The 16,374-nt window shown below is 50.8% G+C and carries 15 protein-coding genes; 8 read left to right on the top strand and 7 right to left on the bottom strand.

The window, feature by feature from the left end; genetic code table 11:
* Positions 1 to 15 precede the first annotated feature (15 nt).
* A complete protein-coding gene (locus CRO57_RS03015; protein ID WP_141401165.1) occupies positions 16 to 750 on the bottom strand; it encodes an AraC family transcriptional regulator in 735 nt (244 codons plus the stop codon).
* A gap of 106 nt (positions 751 to 856) precedes the next feature.
* On the opposite strand from CRO57_RS03015, the gene CRO57_RS03010 reads away from it, so the two are divergent.
* A complete protein-coding gene (locus tag CRO57_RS03010; RefSeq protein ID WP_097151908.1) occupies positions 857 to 1,393 on the top strand; it encodes a peroxiredoxin-like family protein in 537 nt (178 codons plus the stop codon).
* An 87-nt stretch (positions 1,394 to 1,480) separates the two neighbouring features.
* On the opposite strand, the gene CRO57_RS03005 is transcribed toward CRO57_RS03010, so the two are convergent.
* Positions 1,481 to 2,647 carry an acetyl-CoA acetyltransferase gene (locus CRO57_RS03005; protein WP_097151907.1) on the bottom strand — a complete coding sequence of 389 codons (1,167 nt, stop codon included), beginning with the start codon at positions 2,645 to 2,647 and terminating at the stop codon, positions 1,481 to 1,483.
* Positions 2,648 to 2,904: 257 nt separating this feature from the next.
* On the opposite strand from CRO57_RS03005, the gene CRO57_RS02995 reads away from it, so the two are divergent.
* A complete protein-coding gene (locus CRO57_RS02995; RefSeq protein WP_170955926.1) occupies positions 2,905 to 4,011 on the top strand; it encodes a DmpA family aminopeptidase in 1,107 nt (368 codons plus the stop codon).
* On the opposite strand, the gene CRO57_RS02990 is transcribed toward CRO57_RS02995, so the two are convergent.
* From CRO57_RS02990 to CRO57_RS02980, 3 genes are all read right to left on the bottom strand, one after another.
* Complete coding sequence (locus tag CRO57_RS02990; protein WP_097151905.1) at positions 4,008 to 4,490, bottom strand: DUF2269 family protein; 483 nt, start codon at positions 4,488 to 4,490, stop codon at positions 4,008 to 4,010. The two genes, CRO57_RS02995 and CRO57_RS02990, sit on opposite strands and share 4 nt — an antisense overlap.
* A gap of 12 nt (positions 4,491 to 4,502) precedes the next feature.
* Positions 4,503 to 5,801, bottom strand: a complete 1,299-nt coding sequence (locus CRO57_RS02985; RefSeq protein ID WP_097151904.1) for an SDR family oxidoreductase — start codon at positions 5,799 to 5,801, stop codon at positions 4,503 to 4,505.
* A gap of 324 nt (positions 5,802 to 6,125) precedes the next feature.
* Complete coding sequence (locus CRO57_RS02980; protein ID WP_097153163.1) at positions 6,126 to 7,313, bottom strand: aminotransferase; 1,188 nt, start codon at positions 7,311 to 7,313, stop codon at positions 6,126 to 6,128.
* A 140-nt stretch (positions 7,314 to 7,453) separates the two neighbouring features.
* Here CRO57_RS02980 and CRO57_RS02975 point away from each other — a divergent pair, with 140 nt between their 5' ends.
* The gene (locus tag CRO57_RS02975) at positions 7,454 to 8,164 is read left to right on the top strand and encodes a class I SAM-dependent methyltransferase (protein ID WP_097151903.1); all 711 of its coding nucleotides are present in this window, start codon (positions 7,454 to 7,456) and stop codon (positions 8,162 to 8,164) included.
* 5 nt (positions 8,165 to 8,169) lie between these two features.
* On the opposite strand, the gene CRO57_RS02970 is transcribed toward CRO57_RS02975, so the two are convergent.
* The gene (locus tag CRO57_RS02970; RefSeq protein WP_097151902.1) at positions 8,170 to 9,039 is read right to left on the bottom strand and encodes a LysR family transcriptional regulator; all 870 of its coding nucleotides are present in this window, start codon (positions 9,037 to 9,039) and stop codon (positions 8,170 to 8,172) included.
* 150 nt (positions 9,040 to 9,189) lie between these two features.
* On the opposite strand from CRO57_RS02970, the gene CRO57_RS02965 reads away from it, so the two are divergent.
* Positions 9,190 to 10,134 carry a DMT family transporter gene (locus CRO57_RS02965; protein WP_170955925.1) on the top strand — a complete coding sequence of 315 codons (945 nt, stop codon included), beginning with the start codon at positions 9,190 to 9,192 and terminating at the stop codon, positions 10,132 to 10,134.
* A gap of 19 nt (positions 10,135 to 10,153) precedes the next feature.
* On the opposite strand, the gene CRO57_RS02960 is transcribed toward CRO57_RS02965, so the two are convergent.
* A complete protein-coding gene (locus CRO57_RS02960; RefSeq protein WP_097151900.1) occupies positions 10,154 to 10,639 on the bottom strand; it encodes an RrF2 family transcriptional regulator in 486 nt (161 codons plus the stop codon).
* A gap of 559 nt (positions 10,640 to 11,198) precedes the next feature.
* Between CRO57_RS02960 and CRO57_RS02955 the strand changes: the two genes are divergently transcribed.
* The 4 genes from CRO57_RS02955 to CRO57_RS24695 all read left to right on the top strand — a co-directional run bounded on the left by CRO57_RS02955 (position 11,199) and on the right by CRO57_RS24695 (position 16,373).
* Complete coding sequence (locus CRO57_RS02955) at positions 11,199 to 12,230, top strand: SLAC1 anion channel family protein (protein ID WP_097151899.1); 1,032 nt, start codon at positions 11,199 to 11,201, stop codon at positions 12,228 to 12,230.
* A gap of 96 nt (positions 12,231 to 12,326) precedes the next feature.
* Positions 12,327 to 14,243, top strand: coding sequence for a thiol reductant ABC exporter subunit CydD (gene cydD / locus CRO57_RS02950; RefSeq protein WP_097151898.1), 1,917 nt, complete (start codon positions 12,327 to 12,329; stop codon positions 14,241 to 14,243).
* Positions 14,240 to 15,943 (top strand): thiol reductant ABC exporter subunit CydC, encoded by a 1,704-nt coding sequence (gene cydC / locus CRO57_RS02945; RefSeq protein ID WP_097151897.1) that lies wholly within the window; start codon positions 14,240 to 14,242, stop codon positions 15,941 to 15,943. The genes cydD and cydC overlap by 4 nt, the downstream gene beginning before the upstream one ends.
* Before the next feature lie 196 nt (positions 15,944 to 16,139).
* Entirely contained in the window at positions 16,140 to 16,373 is a 234-nt protein-coding gene (locus CRO57_RS24695; protein ID WP_097151896.1) for a hypothetical protein, read from the top strand.
* Position 16,374: the final 1 nt, after the last annotated feature.

Below are 16,374 nucleotides of genomic sequence, written 5' to 3'. Positions count from 1 at the left end.
ATGCAGCTGGATATCCTAACCATTCACATATTTGGTCGGCGCTGAGCCGAAAGTAGCGGCAAATGCTCTGCAGAAGGCATCACCATTGCTATAGCCAAAGCGGCGGGCGATCTCGTTGACTCTTGTACCTTTCAGGACTTCATTTCGCGCCAGTACCATGCGCCATTGCTTGAGATAGGCAATGGGGGTTTTACCGACAATCGACTGAAATTCAGCCATAAACTGAGATCGGGACATTCCGGCAAGTCGCATCAAATCGTCTATCTGCCACCGCTCTCCGGGATTATCATGCATGGCTACCACGGCGTGACAAAGCTTGGGGTGAGCAAGTCCCGCAAACATGCCAGTTTGAGCACCATGCGTTTCGATGTGGTGACGCAGAATATTTACAAAGAGCAACTCACATAGACGATTGAGTACGATATCTCCGCCACAGCGATGGGTCGCACTCTCCGCAAGGATCAGTTGCGTGATGGATGCGATAGCCTTCTCATTGGTCAGATTCACTTCAATAACGGGCGGCAAGGCTTGCACAAGCGGATTGTCATTCCCACCAAGATCGAAGTGCAAATTAACGAACTCAGCACCAGTGAAATCAAGCGATGATTTGCTGTTGAACACCAGATAGAGCCGTTCGAGCTTTCCATCCACTTGCCGCAAAGCAAGATTACTTCCCTCATGTATGGGAAGACGTTTTGCAGTAATCTCAAACTGCGAGATCAAGGTTGTGAGGCGATCTGGATGCATCATTTTGGACTTTAGGTAAGAATATTCGGATTTTTCCGTATCATAAGTCTGATACACAGAATGCACAACAGATATTTCAATCTACGGATTTTGAAAAACGGAGACCAGTATGCTTATCCCTCGTCAAAAAACTCCATCCCTTGCTGTGCCAACCCTTGATGGTACGATCTTCAATGTCAACAAAGAGAATAGCGAACGCGGTGTCGTCATCTGTTTCTATCGCGGCCTGCACTGCCCGCTATGTGCGACCTATCTGAAGGAGCTGGAAAAGCAGACCGCAGCATTTGCCGAACGCGGTGTAACAACGATTGCAATCAGCTCCGATGGAAAAGAGCGTACCGAGGCAATGGCTGAGAAAATCGGCGCCAAGGCTCTACGCTTTGGTTATGATCTGGATCTGAAGAAAGCTCGCGAATGGGGTCTGTATATCTCGACCTCACGCGGCAAAACCTCTATTGGCATTGAAGAACCCGCTCTCTTCTCCGAGCCAGGACTGTTCATGGTCAACTCCGACCAGACACTCTATTATGGCTCCGTCCAGACCATGCCTTTCGTTCGCCCGCATTTTTCTGAGCTGGTTGGCGCATTGGATTTTGCTATTGCCAACAATTATCCAGCACGCGGTGAATATACCGACGAGGTATAGTGTTATTGAGACACCCAAAGAGCCAAGAAAAAGCCCCGCCATGCAAATGCATGGCGGGGCTTTTTATTCTACGAAACTGAACGGTACTTACTTTACGCGTTCCAGAATGGAGACATAGTTGGCAACTGCTGCACCACCCATGTTGAAAATGCCACCGATATTGGCATCTGTGATCTGCATATCACCAGCATTGCCGGTCAGCTGCATGGCCATCAGAGCATGCATGGAAACACCGGTTGCACCGATTGGGTGACCTTTGGCTTTCAGACCACCAGATGGGTTCACTGGCAGCTTACCATCCTTGGTGACCATTCCTTCCTTTATGGCGCGAGCGCCCTCACCTTCCGGCACTAGGCCCATTGCTTCATATTCGATCAGCTCGGCGATGGTGAAGCAGTCATGAGTTTCCACCAAATTCAGGTCATCAATGGTCAGACCAGCATTGCTGAAGGCTTGTTTCCAGGCAACTTTACAGCCTTCGAACTGGAGAATGTCGCGCTTGGACATTGGCAGGAAGTCATTCACCTGCTCGTTGGCACGGAACAGAACAGCCTGATCATGAGATTGGGCGGACTCGACGTCTGAGAGAACAACAGCAGCAGCACCATCAGAGACCAAAGAACAATCGGTACGTTTCAACGGCCCGGCAACGATTGGGTTTTTCTCGCTTTCGTCACGGCAGAATTCAAACGGCATTTCCTTGCGCATTTGCGCATATGGATTGGACATGCCATTGGAATGCGCCTTGGAAGCAATCATGGCAAGCGCATCATTCTGATTGCCATATTTCTCGAAATAGAGATGTGCAATCTTGCCAAACACACCCGCGAAACCAGCTGGAGTGTCACCATCTTCTGGCAAATAAGATGCTTTCAGCAGATTATCACCAATTTCCTTGCCTGGAGTGGTGGTCATCTGCTCAACGCCAACGACAAGCACTTTGCGCGCACGATTAGCTTGAATGGCCTTGATACCTTGAGCAATTGCAGCAGAGCCCGTGGCGCAGGCATTCTCGACGCGGGTCGCAGGCTTGAAGCGGAAAGCAGGATCTGCTTGCAACACCAACGAGGCTGTAAAGTTCTGACGAGAGAAACCGGCATTGAAGTGGCCAAGATAGATCTCATCGATGTCAGCAGGGCCAAGGCCGGCATGAGCCAATGCGTCAGTTGCCACTTCGACAATCATGTCCTCGACGGTCTTGTCCTGAATTTTTCCAAAGGGCATGTGCGCCCAGCCAACGATACATGCAGTCATTGCTATCTCCTGTCACGGCCACTCTCACAGATCGACCTAACTCCAGATTCTATTTGTCTTATCCAACCCCGTTTTGACGTAAACGTCAAAACAAAAATATGCGATGATGGTGCTGAACAGACTTGTTGATGATGAAATGCAGGGAACAGCCATCGCTAGTGCCTTGATTGAGCTGCAAGAATGCCCCATCAATAAGAACATGAATGCCAACCTGCCCTTTTGGCTAATGCCAGCACATTCCTACGAGGCTCGCCCCAATGACCTACATCCAACAGCATACTCAGCGTGATGACACATCTTTCACAAGGGCGCGTGACCGGGGGATCTCCGTTGGGCAGATGGAAGTAGGCGCAACAAACAGCATCTGCGATATTAAGGGGGTGTCAGTTGGCTCCATCACTTTGAGTGATGGTGCCATTCAGACAGGTGTCACCGCCATACATGTGGTTGATGACAATATCTTTGAACACAAATGTGTAGCAGCCGGGCATGTGATCAATGGCTTCGGCAAGTCTGCCGGATTGCTTCAGCTCGATGAACTGGGCCAATTGGAAACACCGATTGTGCTGACCAATACCCTATCCGTTGGAACCGCATCAGATGCCTTGGTGCGTTATATGCTGGATCGAAATCCGGCAATTGGTGAGACCACAGGGTCGGTCAATCCTCTGGTTCTGGAATGCAACGATGGGGCCTATCTCAACGACATCCGCGGCCTGCATGTAAAGGCAGGCGATGTTGAAACTGCGTTGACAAGTGCACAAGACTCCTGTCCTCAAGGAGCCATTGGCGCAGGCACTGGAATGAGCTGTTACGGCCTCAAAGGTGGTCTTGGTTCTGCTTCGCGCAAGTTCCGAATTGGCGATCAGAGCTATCATTTGGGTGCTCTCACCCTTTGTAATATGGGATTGCTGGATGATCTCCTGGTAGATGGTCGCAAGGTTGGACGCGAGATTGCCGAGTTGAAAAAGCATGAAGCAGAACAATCAGCTGAGCTTGGGTCCATCATCATGTTGCTAATCACTGATGCACCTCTCTCCTCTCGCCAACTAAAACGCATTTGCCGGCGGGCTGGAGCTGGTCTAGCCCGTACCGGCACACAGTTCGGTTCAGGTAGCGGTGACATTGTCGTGGGTGTTTCTACCGCCAACCGCATTCCTCATTATAGTCCTGAAAGTGGTCATCAAGATTGCCAAATTCTCCATGAGGACAAATTGGATATTCTTTTCAGGGCAGCGATTGAAAGCACTGAAGAGGCGATCATCAATTGTCTTTTTGCCTCAAAGACAACCACTGGCAAGCATGAACGCGTTCGTCATTCCTTGGCGGATTATTGGCCTAAGCTTGATCAGCCGCAAGCTTAGGACAGAAGCGTAATCTCCGGACGCATCAACATCAACCAGATGATGACAAGCATCGACGCAAAGGCAGGAAAACCGCAAGCAAACCAGATGCGAAAGAGTTTTTGATAGCGAGAGCAAAGTGGCTTGCCCTGCCCTGCACTAGCTTTGGCAATGTCCCGCAGCTTGATTTGGATCCAGACCACAGGTAGCCAGCACACTCCCACAACGACATAGAGCATAATGGAGAGCAGGATCCAGCCTTCAGTCCATGGCCAACCTATCTCATGGGCTAGCCACAGACCGGTGATCGGCTGAAGGATTGCAGCTGTTGCTGTGAAGATGGTGTCAGCAACGACAACGATGCTGGCAGTATGGGCAATTAGCCTTGGCTCACCGGTTCGATGAGCCATCAGCATAAAAAAGGCAATCCCTGCCCCGGTGCCCATGAGTGTCATGGCACCAAGGACATGCACAAATCGCAGAATTGCTTCCAGCTCCAAGGGGTGCCCTTTCTATCGCTCCGTCAGCAGGCTTCTGGTTATCAAAGCCAGCATCAAGGCTGGGACGGCTTTTAGCAAGGAACCAAGAGGATCAAACCACAGGTCCGGCACCAAAATGGTCGCAGAAGCCAGATAGACGAGCGTCAACAGAACCATACCAAGGCAAGCTCGCCTTGCCCAAGGGCGGATTAGAATGGCCATGCCGAGCCCAATATCCAGAATTGCTCCAGTTGCTGCCAGAAACTGAGCTTGCAAAGCGGAAGTACCCGAATCTGCCAAAACATCGGCTGCGGCCTGCATTTGCGCCAGTGCAATCACTCCGGTCATTATCCAGAACAGCGAAAGGACGCCAACCAGCGCCGGTAACATCAACGCCAGTTTGGAGAACCAACGCTCTTGTGTCGTACTAGGCATGGAGGCCAGCGTTTCCTGAAAGGAACGGCAATGGCGACCAGAAATGGACTGCCAAAGGCCAGGGTCTCCTGTCACATGCCCTTCCAAAACTTGTAAGGCATTGGAGCGCAAGGGAGACCGCCATCCCATAAAGCCAAATAGGTCGGCACCTTTACTGATGACATTGCCCAGCCAGCGCGGAAGATTGATCTGCATTTTTGCAGGTTCAAACCCGAGCCAGGAACGCATTCCAGCAACCAGAGTTGCCAGACTTTGGCTTTCCTCTTCGACTAAATCAATATCAGCGCCAGACGGGATACGGCCTTCGGAAGCCATCAACGTCGCCTCAGTCACTTCGTTTACATGAACCGTCTGCATTTTTCGGTCCGCCATGATCAGCGGCTGTATATAGGGAACAGCAGCCAAAAGACGCAACAAGGCTGTTCCACCATAAGCCGTCGGAGCAAGCACAAGACCAGGGCGCAGAATCACCCAGTCCATACTGGCGGCCATGACCGCATCATCGCCCGCCGCTTTTGTGCGCATGAAAGGCGTTGCCGCCTCTCGGCTGGCACCAGTGGCGGAAATCTGGACAAAACGTGCCACGCCACTTTCTTCGCAGGCAATGAGACAGGCCTTGATAGCCAGATGATGAACGGCTTCCAGATCATCAATCAAGCCGTCCTGTAATGCACCAGCAGCATTGACCACGATGTCGACATCTGAGACCAGATGTTCCCAATCTTCTTTTTTCAGCATTTGGCGCATATCGCCATGATGCCAATCGATTTGCGGTAACAGACGTGCAGCCAGATTTGGCGTTCTTGCCAACCCTGCCACTTCATGTCCGGCCTTTAGAAAAGTCCGGCAAATTTCCGCACCAATGAGGCCGTAGCCTCCAAGGACCAAAATGCGCATCCTTCGCCACCTAGCTGACCACTGCAGCTATCACTGTCCGGGCCATTCCATCATGTTTTTATCTTGTTATTGTCTGGCCGAGAAACGGACTTGAAGGACCAAGCCCTGCTGGTTTTACGTGCCCAAAACAGATGACCAGAGACACGACATGAAGTCTTTTGAATATCGTCAGGATAATATCGCTAGTTGATGGCAAGGTCATGCCCGCCATTAGCATTAGGTAAAGACCGCAAGATTGGTTTTGCGCTTTTTGACAGGTGCACTTGAATATAGAAAAGGCTTGGTTTCCTCACCCTTATTCGTTCAATTCAACTCGAACTGAGTTTATTGCACCGCCCAGTTTTTCAAGCGTTGGATCGCTTCATCCAGCACGCTTTCCTTTTTACAGAAGCAGAAGCGAACAAACTGCTTTGGTGCGGCTGCGTGGTTCTCATCCTCAATGTAGAATGCAGAAACAGGAACGGCAGTCACACCGGCTTGCTCCGTGATGGTTTGGCAGAAAGCAGCATCATCCAATGGCAAGCCTTTCTTGGCGCACAAATCGGTAACGTCTGTGGTCAGAAAATAGGAGCCTTGGCTATCAATGACTTCAAACCCCACATCCCGCAAGCCAGCAGCCAATCTATCGCGCTTGCTTTGCAGATCACTGGACAGCTCTTCGTAATAGCTGTTGTCCTTGTTCAACCCGAGAGCAATTGCTTCTTGAAGATTGGGAGCTGTCGTGAAGGTGCTGAACTGATGGGCTTTTGCAACCGGATCCAGAAGCTCTTTGGAGCCAGTGATATAGCCAATTTTCCAGCCAGTTAGTGAGAAGGTTTTACCAGCAGAGCCAATACGCAGGCAACGCTCACGCATGCCATCAAAGGCCATCAGCGGTTTATGGGGCAGTCCATCAAAGGTGATATGCTCATAGACTTCATCGCAGACTGCATAGGCGTCATATTTTTCCAGCAATTCGGCAATCCAGCCCTTTTCCTCATCTGAATAGACTTTGCCCGCCGGGTTATGAGGATCGTTGAGAACAATCAACTTGGTCCTGTCCGAGAATACTGCTTCCAGCTCTGCGCGATCAATCTGCCATTTGGGCGGCACGATACGGATGCTCTTAACCGTTGCCCCAGCTCGCTTGGCCAGAGGTAGATAGCAATCATAAAGAGGCTCGATGAGAATGACCTCATCACCTTCTTCAATCAAGGCGGTCAAACAATCAGAGATTGCTTCTGTCGCGCCGGAAGTGACCACCACTTCATTCGCAGGATCGATATCCAAATCGTAGAAACGTTTATTGGCGTCGGCTACAGCCTGGCGCAATACAGGCAAGCCCATCATCGGAGGATATTGATTATAGCCGGAAATCAGTTCATCAGCCGCTTTCTGGCGAATATCAAGAGGGCCATCGACGTCTGGAAAACCCTGACCAAGATTGATGGAGCCGCTTTCTCTGGCCAACTGGGACATGACCTCGAAAATGGTGGTTGGCATCCCGGTATAGATGGAATTGGTCGCTTTCACGCTGATTGTCCCCTCTTGCAATTTATCAGATCCGGCGATGCCAAATCTCATTTGTGCGAGCCCGATCAACCTATTGTTGCTCTTGCAAAGATCGGCGCACCAATTATATGTCGGCTTAGCAATATAGGATTTGCCAACGGATGAAAAGCGGCTCTGCCGTCACACCACCTTTGGGTATCAGAACCACTGGACAAAGCATGATTGATGATTTGATTGACGGCGAAACTCTGGAAGAGCGCAAAGCCTTTTTTGATGCGGTTTATATTCGCGCGGACGGTGATGACAATCAGGTCCCTTGGTCTGGTGAAGATGCCAAGCCAGAGGTATTGAACTGGTTGGAAGATAATCCTGCTCGAAATGGTGCGAAGGCGCTGGATATTGCCACAGGTCTTGGTGAGCATGCGCAAGCACTTGCACGGGCTGGTTATAAGGTGACGGCCTTCGATTTAGCGGATAAGGCCATCGCTTGGGCCAAAACCCGCTTTCCCAACATGCCCGAACACAACCCGGTCACTTATGTCGGTGCAGATCTGTTCAATCTGCCTGAAGAATGGGGTCAGTTCGAGCTGGTGCATGAATGCTACACCATTCAATCGCTGCCTGATGATTTACGCATTGGAGCTTTCAAGGCAATTGCCGACGCCGTTGCATCTGGTGGGACATTACTCGTCTATGCCCGTATTCGGCCTGACGGATCAGATTGGGATCAGGCCCCTTGGCCGGTAATGCCAAGCGAGTTTTTGCGTTTTGAAGAAGCAGGCCTCATCAAGGTTCATGAAGTGGATTTCTTGCGCGATGGCGGCCGTCGCAAAGACATTCCGCATCGCTTTGCCATCTACCGAAAGCCATAAGCTTTTCAATACATGTGTTTATAAATCTTGATCAGGGCATCCATCACGGTTCGGATAGCGGGCTCTCGCAAAACATCTCGGTTGACGATCAGATGTTCGGGGCTCACGGTCTGTGGCTGATCAGGTGTCAAACAAACCAAGTCGGGTTCATGGTCGGCCAAAAATGTGGGAAGCAAAGCCAATCCCGCTCCGCTTTTTGTCGCTGCCAAGCAATCTATCATGCAGTTGAAGCGCATCTGGATAGGACCGCGCACATGATCCGAGAGCCATCTGAGCTGATCTGGATACCATAGAGGTTCTGCGCAGATGCCGATCCAATAGCCCTTTGCACAATGATCTTGAAGGCCATCTCGCGGAAAGCGTTCCAGATAACTTCGGTGCGCATAAACCCGATAGCTCAGATCGGCCAGTTTTCGCAAAATCACACCATCATTGTCCGGCAAACATGTCCTGACCTGGATATCTGTGGTCCTGTTCATCAGGCTCAAATGCTGATGTGTGGCAATGAAATCCAGTTCAATCTCACCAATCAATGATCTCAGCTCTTCCAAATGCATTGTCAGAAAACGCGTGCGTAGATCATCAATAGATAGGCGCACCTGCCGCAAGCCCTGATCCGACAGGTTCGGCTGCAACCGAAGTACCGCGTCTGCTGTGCTTCGCATTTGCTCTGCCAGAGGCATCAAAGTCTCGCCGGCCCCTGTCAAACGCAATCCTTGCGGCGTTCGTTCAAACAGGCGTGCGCCAATTCTCTCTTCCATCTGCCGAAGGCGACGAGACAGCTGCGGTTGGCTGATTTCCAACCTCCTTGCAGCTCCATTCATGGAACCTGCGGTCGCTGCTGCGTGAAATAGCTGAAGATCATCCCATTTCAAAATTACATCACCTTAATCAATGAAATGCATTTATGCATAACCATCATGCTAAATTTGAGGCTGGTTTTCCAGTTATTTTTTGATGACATTGGCAAAAGCTTTTCACCGCGCTTTGATCGTCAACGCCTAGTGCAACCAGATGGATTGAGCATGTCCCAGACCTCCCCCTCCCTATCCAACAATGTCAAAGGCGTTGCGTTCTCCCTATGCGGGACCGCGCTTTTCACGCCAATTTTCGCTGCAGCAAAGTTTGCAGATGGCGCGGTGCCAGTTTTGGTGGTGGTTTTCATGCGCTATTTCAGCGCTTTCATTCTGGTTCTTGGCTTTTCCCTGTTACGTGGCGGTGAAGGCCTGTCTGGCCTTATGTCTCCCAAACCAAGCCAACATTTGATGCGGGCCTTTTTCTCTGTTGGTGGGGGATTTTGCACCCTCTATGCGGCAACACTCATCCCTCTGAATGAAGCAACCGCGATTGGGCTCACGGAAGGTGTCATCGTTGTGGGTCTTGCTGCCCTTTTATTAGGGGAGCGTGTCAGCCGCTCTCACTGGCTGGCAGGAATGCTATGCTTGGCCGGAGCTTATCTGGTTCTATTCTCCCGTATCCAAGACGGCTTGAACTTCTCCCAGTTGAGTGGTGTGGGATATGCCTTTGTCGGGGCAATCTTTTTGGCGCTGGAGTTATTGGTTCTGAAAACTCTGGCACGCAGGGAAAGTGCAATCGGTCTCATACTCCATGTCACAGGTCTTTGCAGTTTGCTGCTGGCAGGTCCTACCATCTATATGACCATCTCTCAGGATATCAGCCTGATGGCCATTGCCCCATTCATCGTGCTCGGACCAATTGCTATCGTAGCGCAATATTGCAATGTGCGAGCTTATCGTCTGGCGGAGATTTCGCTGTTAGCCCCCATCAACTATAGCTGGATCCTGTTTTCTACATTGCTCGGCTTTATTGTTTTTGCCGAGATACCGACCCCTTGGGCTTTGTTTGGTGGAGGATTGGTCGTGGCGGGAGGTATTTGGCTGACACGCATACCGACACAGCCAGCCGAACGCCCGACCGGACGTTTCATCAAAGCTTTGAATTTACACTGAAATCAAATGGAGAACTGTCTCAATGCACACATTGAGGCGGTTCCTGCTCGCTCATGAAGCTGGTGATATTGTCTGTCAGCCCCAGCAATGGCTTCAGGCATTCTGGCTCATCCACCATGTCGGCCAACGTGCAGTCATCCAGCACATCCAAGAATGCCTTCAAGGCCCGTTGCAGAAGCTTTCTGAACTTACATTCGCTGATCAATGGGCAGGTATTAGTGGTCTCAGCAAAGCACTCAACAATGATCAAATTCTCTTCGGTTGCGCGCAAAACTTGGCCGACATTGATTTCGCTTGGGTCTTTAGCCAGACGAATGCCACCATTGCGGCCTCGGATGGCGTGAATGATGCCAATGTGAGCGAGGCGCTGGGCAATCTTGTTCAGGTGATGACAGGAAATATCATAGGCTTCGGCAATATCCGCCAAGCGCACCAGATGATCAGGTCGCAAGGCGCAATACATAAGCAAACGCATAGCATAGTTGGAATGCTGTGTAAGCCGCATCACATTCTCCTGTCTGGTGTTGGGCTGGCCTGCTCCAACGGTCCATAGATCTCAGATCTGTTCGATCTATCTGTTTTGAGACCCAATATTCAATAAAGTATCGAATAAAGTGTCTGCCCACCACATGACAACATCAAATTTGCGACCATCCGGAAAAGAACACCCACTCGCATGCCTCATTGCAGGGCCCTTAAAACAAAAGGTACGACAAGGCAGCAAAATAGCAAAGTGCCTTGAAAAGAATAAAGAACTGCCGCCCGAGCCGATTTAGAGACCGGGGTGATCGGCTCAGGCGGCAGTACCATCGCCACTCCTCGTTGGAAAGCGATGACTTCACAAAGACATCATTGGACAAGAAGGTCGGGATTGTCTCAAATCCCGCAAGATCTGATGAGCTTGGTCAGAGCCCGTTTGGTCCTTCTCACCGATGGGCAAATTGTCCTATCTTTGACTTTTTGCATATATTCGATGGCTTTGATTTGTTATCCAATGAGTAACAGGTTAGATAAGAAGCATCAAGTATACCTGTTTAGATTTTTGCCGAAATAGGAGAGGCACAATGACGCATGGAACAACAAACGCCAGCGCTGGTGAACAAAGCGTGGGGCAAGGCTCTGATGCGCAAAACGAACAAACACAGCCTCACTCCAAACTGGAGCATTTTCCAAATGCTTTTTTCGCCATGGTGATGGGCCTTGCAGGCTTCACATTGGCGGCTGAACGCTTGGAGAAAACAGTCGGCGTTGCGCATCAGGGCAGTCTCATCCTTGTTGTCCTGACCACAATCGTGTTCGCGATCCTGCTTGGGTTCTACGCCATGAAAGCAGCCCGCTACCCCCATATGATCAAGTGGGAATGGAATCACCCGGTCAGAATGTGCTTTTTTCCAGCTGCCTCCATTGGGCTGATATTGCTGGGCACAGCCATGGGACCTTTCTCAAATGACCTCGCCATAGGTATTTGGGGACTCGGCGCAGTTCTTCATCTGATAGGAACCTTGGCAGTGCTGACAGCGTGGATTGGCCATCGCTGTTTTGAACCACTGCATTTGAACCCGGCGTGGTTCATCCCGGTGGTCGGAAACATCATTGTTCCAATTGCCGGAGCGCGTTTTGGTATGATGGAGTTCGCCTGGTTCTATTTCTCGGTTGGCCTGGTTTTTTGGATCGTATTGCTCACACTGGTCTTCAACCGACTTGTTTTTCACAATCCTCTGCCCGAGCGTCTACTCCCAACCTTGATGATCCTCATCGCTCCTCCCGGCGTTGGCTTTGTGGCATACGTCACCATGGTTGGAGATCTCGATCCATTTGCGCGCATTATCTATTATACTGGCGTGATGTTCTTCCTGATCATTCTCATTCAGGTGCCCAAGCTGGCTCGCATTCCATTTGCCCTATCATGGTGGGCCTATTCCTTTCCATTGGCTGCGCTAACCATTGCGACCTTTTTATATGCTGAAAAAGCCCAATCCGGCACACACGAGATTGCAGGTATGGGGCTGTTTGCGCTACTAACATTGGTAATTATCGGACTTTTGGCGAGAACCGCCAAAGCAATTGCCAATGATCAAGTTTGCAAGCCTGAATAAGAATTAATAATAAACTTGCATATCAGGTCTTGAGAAAGGTCTCTGCTTCCAGATACCTTTCTCACAAACTATGAGTTAAGAGTAGCGCAGGCATTCATGACGGGTATGGAAACACGGGACAAGTCGGAAGAAACCAGCCACTCTTCTGATACCGAGGCCCCCAAAGGGCGAAAGGGGCGCAAGCCACGTCAGAAGAATCCAGCTGATCAATGGTTGGGAAAGATCGTCGATCCATATAAGGGCCAGCTCAAGCATAAAGCCAGACTGGAAACCCTGAGCGGCGTTCTGGCCATCGCCCAAGCTGGATTTCTGGCTTTTGGCATCGGTGCTCTGATTGAAGACGGTGGCGGCATTCTGGGACTTGTGCCCTATCTTGTCGGATTGATCATCACCATTCTCGCCCGGACGGCTCTCAGTTATCTTGCCGGGAAACTTGGTCATACCATCTCCGCCGATCTGCGCTTTTCCCTTCGGCAAAAGCTGGCATCCATTCTGGCTTCCCAGTCTCCATTGGATATTGAGCGGCGATCCGCTGGTGAAGTGGCGGCATTGGCTTCTGATGTCATCGAAAATCTGGATCCCTATACCAGCCGCTATTTGTCCTTGCGACTTCAGTTGACTGTCATCCCCCTTGCAATCTTGATCGCTGTTACCCTGTTCAGTTGGGCCGCCGCTCTGGTTCTTTTGCTTTGCGGCCCGCTCATTCCGGTTTTCATGGCCATTGTCGGCATTCGCGCCAAAAAAGCATCTGACAAACAGGTGGCAGCTCTCTCCACCATGAGTTCTCGCTTTCTGGATCGTTTGCAAGGCATGACGACCCTGCGCCTTTTCGGAGCTGTTGGTCGCACACGTGATCTATTTGATGGCATCGCAACCGACTATCGCAAGGCCACCATGAAAGTGCTGCGCATTGCCTTTCTTTCATCAGCTGCACTGGAGCTGTTCTCCGCTCTCGGCATCGCTCTCATCGCAATTTATGTGGGCTATCACTATCTTGGCTTCACTGCCTTTGGCAGCTATGACTCACCCATAACACTGTCCAGCGGCTTATTCATGCTGTTGCTGGCACCGGAATTTTTCACACCATTGCGTGATTTTGCGGCGGCCTATCATGATCGTGCTTCTGCCCAGTCTGCCGCCGAACGTCTGATGCTTCTTCTTCCTGAAGACAAGATCGCTGAGGAAAGTGAAGCAGATACCTCATCGACAACAAAGGCCAGTGCTGCGGCCTCGCCTATCAAAAAAATCACGTTTGAGGATTGCAGCTTTGGTTATGAGGGCGGACGAGATGCCATTCTCAGCAATGTCAATATAACACTGTCCGCAGGATCTAGAATTGCCATTCTTGGCCGTTCCGGGTCTGGAAAGTCAACCCTATTGGCGGCGCTATGCGGCTTGTTAAAGCCCTTGGAAGGACGCCTGTTGTTGAATGAGCAAGCGGTTTCCAACTCCCGGGAGGAATGGGTCAACTGGCGCCAATCCATCGGCTGGATCGGTCAAAAGCCGCACATATTCCATGGCTCCTTGCTGATGAATGCTCGCTTGGCACATCCGGACGCATCACGAGAAGCTGTTGACGAAGCTTTGAGCCAGGCTCACGCTGACCAGTTTGTCGCTCAATTGCCGCGTGATCTGCTCACAATTCTTGGTGAAACCGGCTTTGGTATTTCCGGTGGTCAAGTACGTCGCCTTGCCATTGCTCGAGCAGCACTTGGTGATAGCAGTCTTATCCTCTGCGATGAACCAACTGCCGATCTGGATGCAGACACAGCAAAGCTTGTAACTCAGAGCCTTCTGAAAATGGCCAAGGATCGCTTGCTCGTCATTGCCACTCATGACCGCGATGTCGCTGAACAATGCGACCATATCTATTTCGTAAAAGATGGTTCCCTATCCGAAATCTCCAAGCCCGATCTTGCAGATTTGGAAAACCTGCTATCCGATGAGCCTGTAGCGCCTTCCACTTCGGAAGTAATTGAAGGCGAAACAAAATCCGAGGAGGTCGTATCATGAAGACTATTTTTGCGATCCTTCGGCTGTATTGGCAGCATTATCCGGGCTGGTTCATGGCCGGAATTGGTATTGCCTATGTAACGGCGCTTGCCTCCATCACGTTGATGGCAACCGCTGGCTGGTTTTTGGGCGCTACAGCTCTTGCTGGAGTTACTGGAGCCGTCGTTTTCAATACTGTCTATCCCGGTTTCCTGATCCGCACCGCCGCCCTCACCCGCATGGCCGGTAAATATGCGGAACGGGTCATCACTCATGACGCCACATTCCGGTTTCTGGCCCGCCTTCGACTGTATGTTTTCGATGGCATCTCTCAATTGCCGTTCCGTCGTTTGCACGACTTCCGTTCAGGCGAACTTCTAGCGCGTTTAACCGCTGATATTGATGCTCTGGACGGCATTTATTTGCGGGTCATTCTGCCGCTTTCCACCGCTGTTCTAACCTGTTTGGCTTTGATTTTCATTCTCCATGGCTTCAACGCCCCTATCGCCTTTGCAGCGGGCGGAATTCTGCTCTTGGCTTTGATCATTCTACCGATACAAGCAGGCAAAGTTGGTGTCAGACTTGGCCGTCGCATTGCCTTCACGTCTGAGGCCTTGCGACTTCGTTATATCGATCTGTTACGTGGTCAGATGGAATTGGTCATGGCAGGCCGCATTGGCGATCAAGTGTCCTCCATTACCAAGGCAGCTAGCCGGATCCGTGATTTGCAGGCTGAATTGGCTGCCCACGATCTGAAGGGCCGCGCTTTGATCACGCTCGCTGGTGGGGCCGCATTGGTCGTAACCCTCGCAATGGGTGCTCTTGCGTTTGAGGCCGGAAATCTGAGCGGACCAATGGTTCTGTTGGCGGTCCTCAGTGTCTTCGCCATGGCTGAGCTTCTGGTTCCTATCCGTCGTGGTTTACTGGACATTGGACGAGTGCTTTATGCCGGTCAGAGGATCCTACCGTTGATGGCGGAACCGGAACCTTTACCAGAACCCTGCCTGTTCGATCTGGGTCCGGTGACCTTGAAGGTCGATGATGTTCGCTTTGCCTATTCAAAGCAGGCCGCCCCTATCATCAATGATTTGAGCTTCAACCTGCAAAGTGGTGAAGCCATCGGCATCATTGGTGGATCTGGTGCTGGCAAATCCACCCTACTCTCCCTTGTGGCAGGTTTGCTGGATCCGCAAGATGGTGGCATCCTGTTGCGTTATGATACCTATCAGGATGGTCGCAAGCCTCGCCTTGGACTGCTGACCCAACGCACCGAACTTTTCCGTGAGAGCCTCCGTGAAAACCTGATTCTGGGCGCACCAGATGCATCATCTGATGAGCTGGATGATGCCGTTGAGAAAGCGCAGCTCAAGCGCATGATTGAGCGCCTCCCCAATGGTCTGGAACAGATCTTGGGAGATGAAGGCCTGGGCTTGTCGGGTGGAGAGAGCCGCCGCATGGCATTGGCCCGCCTGCTTCTCTATAAACCCGATCTATGGTTGCTGGACGAAATGACGGAAGGCCTGGACAAGAACACTGCTCAGGCCGTACTCGAGACTCTTCGCGAGGCCACCAAAAACAAGGCACTGCTATTTGTCACGCACAAACAGGCGGAGGCAGAACTGGCTGATAAACTTCTGGTCTTTGAAGATGGTCAGAGCTGGCACATTGTCGAACGTGATCAAACCGATGAATGGGACCGTTTGGTTGACGGCCTTCGCTAACGTTGATGAATTTGTAGAAAATCAAAGCCACTATATTTTGAAAGGTAGTGGCATTTTTGAGCCTCTAAAATTTTAACAATCATTTTAAGCTCATTTGAAAAATATCTTGATAGGTTGGCAAGGCTTGGGGGCGAGCATCTGGCAGAACTGAACAGCATTTCGGTTTGTTCAACTGCATTGAGACAGGGAAAATAGCATGACCTATATGCTCGGAAAACGATTGCTGGCACTCGGTTGCCTGCTGCTGTTTTTTTTCTGGGAGACCTTCTCTCATTTTTCCGACAAGGGTAGTTTCTGTACCAGTTGCTACCGCGACGATAGCCAGACTTTTCTGCTTCTGGCCCCACCCCTTCTCATGATCTGGCTTTTCCGCCAACATCTCTTTATCGGTGTTGATGAGAAGAAAGTCCCTTCTCGGAATGAACAATAAC

The sequence above is a fragment of the Cohaesibacter gelatinilyticus genome (genome assembly GCF_900215605.1).
Classification (GTDB): Bacteria; Pseudomonadota; Alphaproteobacteria; order Rhizobiales; family Cohaesibacteraceae; genus Cohaesibacter; species Cohaesibacter gelatinilyticus.
Note: the sequence above shows the minus strand (reverse complement) of the source record. Positions and strands in the feature narration are given on the sequence as shown.

Bases quoted from the DNA above. Each gene is read 5' to 3' on its own strand.
- CRO57_RS03015 (WP_141401165.1), bottom strand. From the start codon at position 750: ATGATGCATCCAGATCGCCTCACAACCTTGATCTCGCAGTTTGAGATT.
- CRO57_RS03010 (WP_097151908.1), top strand. From the start codon at position 857: ATGCTTATCCCTCGTCAAAAAACTCCATCCCTTGCTGTGCCAACCCTT.
- CRO57_RS03005 (WP_097151907.1), bottom strand. From the start codon at position 2,647: ATGACTGCATGTATCGTTGGCTGGGCGCACATGCCCTTTGGAAAAATT.
- CRO57_RS02995 (WP_170955926.1), top strand. From the start codon at position 2,905: ATGACCTACATCCAACAGCATACTCAGCGTGATGACACATCTTTCACA.
- CRO57_RS02985 (WP_097151904.1), bottom strand. From the start codon at position 5,801: ATGCGCATTTTGGTCCTTGGAGGCTACGGCCTCATTGGTGCGGAAATT.
- CRO57_RS02975 (WP_097151903.1), top strand. From the start codon at position 7,454: ATGAAAAGCGGCTCTGCCGTCACACCACCTTTGGGTATCAGAACCACT.
- CRO57_RS02965 (WP_170955925.1), top strand. From the start codon at position 9,190: ATGTCCCAGACCTCCCCCTCCCTATCCAACAATGTCAAAGGCGTTGCG.
- CRO57_RS02960 (WP_097151900.1), bottom strand. From the start codon at position 10,639: ATGCGGCTTACACAGCATTCCAACTATGCTATGCGTTTGCTTATGTAT.
- CRO57_RS02955 (WP_097151899.1), top strand. From the start codon at position 11,199: ATGACGCATGGAACAACAAACGCCAGCGCTGGTGAACAAAGCGTGGGG.
- cydD (WP_097151898.1), top strand. From the start codon at position 12,327: ATGACGGGTATGGAAACACGGGACAAGTCGGAAGAAACCAGCCACTCT.
- cydC (WP_097151897.1), top strand. From the start codon at position 14,240: ATGAAGACTATTTTTGCGATCCTTCGGCTGTATTGGCAGCATTATCCG.
- CRO57_RS24695 (WP_097151896.1), top strand. From the start codon at position 16,140: ATGACCTATATGCTCGGAAAACGATTGCTGGCACTCGGTTGCCTGCTG.